This is a genomic window from Protofrankia sp. Cr1 (genome assembly GCF_963555865.1).
In the GTDB taxonomy this organism is placed as follows: domain Bacteria; phylum Actinomycetota; class Actinomycetes; order Frankiales; family Frankiaceae; genus Protofrankia.
Genome location: NZ_CAUVXO010000705.1, coordinates 1 through 1,349, shown reverse-complemented (window position 1 = coordinate 1,349; position 1,349 = coordinate 1). Strand labels below are relative to the sequence as shown.

1 protein-coding gene is annotated in these 1,349 nt (G+C 65.3%); it reads right to left on the bottom strand.

The annotated features are described in order from the left end of the window. On the bottom strand, positions 1-650 hold a 650-nt coding region (locus tag U9980_RS28290; protein ID WP_322770719.1), incomplete at its 3' end, for a hypothetical protein. Positions 651-1,349: the final 699 nt, after the last annotated feature.

Here is a 1,349-nt window from a genome sequence, read left to right as displayed (position 1 = left end):
AGCCGGATATCGTGTTGCGCTGGAACGGTCAGATCGCCGATCTTGGCTTGTAGTATCGCCAGGCGTTCGCTACCCGGGATGGTGTTTCCCAGATACGCCACAGCTGCGGCAAGGACCTCGTGGAGCGGGCCGGCGACTTCTTCCGGTGTCAGCAGGGACCTGCCTGCGGTAGCGCTGAACTGGAAGCCTTCGGAGGCGCCGGCGAGGCCCTCCTCCGCCCAGCTGATCTCTATGTGGTCACGCAGGCGGCGAAACAGCACGTTCGGAAACAGCCCGCCGGCCCGAGCCGTTCGTACCGCATGGCGCCCGCGCCACTCGAACCATTCTTGCTCCCAGGCGATAGTCGCCGCTTCGCCGGCGAGCTCAGGAGCATTCCGGGTTGCCTCGAGCGAGGAGACGGCAGAATCACCCGCGTTGCGGTTTGGTGGACGCTCCTCGTGGAGCAGGGGGTTCCATGAATCTACGAGCCATTCCAGGAAGGGTAGGAGATACCAGTGAACGCTCTGCAGCACTTCACCTTGATCGATGTGCGTGCAGATATTCTGATCTTCGACCCACAGCTGAAGGGATCCCCATGACGCCGATTCTTCCGGGCCAGCCGCACGGCCTTCGTCAGGATCGGGCATAAAACCGAGCCGCACGGCAAACACGTCTGTGCTCCCGGTGAACCGCTCCCACTTGAGAGTCACCGCTCCCGCCGCCTCTTCGCTCGGCGAACCGTCCGGCGATCGACTTTTCCAGCCGCTACCCAGTCCCCTACCAGCAAAGGGGGAACCTCGTCCCAGTCGACGGGATATCCGTGCCATGCGTTGCGTTGAGCGTCGTGTTGTTGCGCGCAGTACGGGCGGGCGCCATCGGTTGCATACCTCTTCTGGCCGTACAGGTCGCTTGTCGCGAGGAGAGCCTCCCCGGCGGCATCCCGAGGACAGATTGACCCATGCCTACCGGAAAGAGGGGCGCCGGTTTGTGTTTGGGATTGGGCTCGTACAGCAGAGGCTGTAGCTTTGCGGCAACGCCCTGTTCATCCATGCTCCGCCTCCCTTCTGCTGGGGTCTGTCCGGTTGATCCACGCCCCTGTCGGCGGGCGCTCTCAGCCGAGAATGACACACGAGACTGCAGGAGAGCGGCGCCCGCGCGTGATCTGCGTCGGGGCGACGCCAACCGGGTTTCACGACGGCGGACGGTGACCGGGGGTCGGGGCCGGGGCCGATGGGTAGGATCGGCGCAGCGCACCGGGGGGCATGCGTGCAGGGGAGACGATGAGCGGATCTGTGCTGGTAGGGGCGGGGGTCGCGGGGATCCGCCGACCGTCGGTACATGCCGTTTGACCCGGCGCGGGTCGCCGCGGC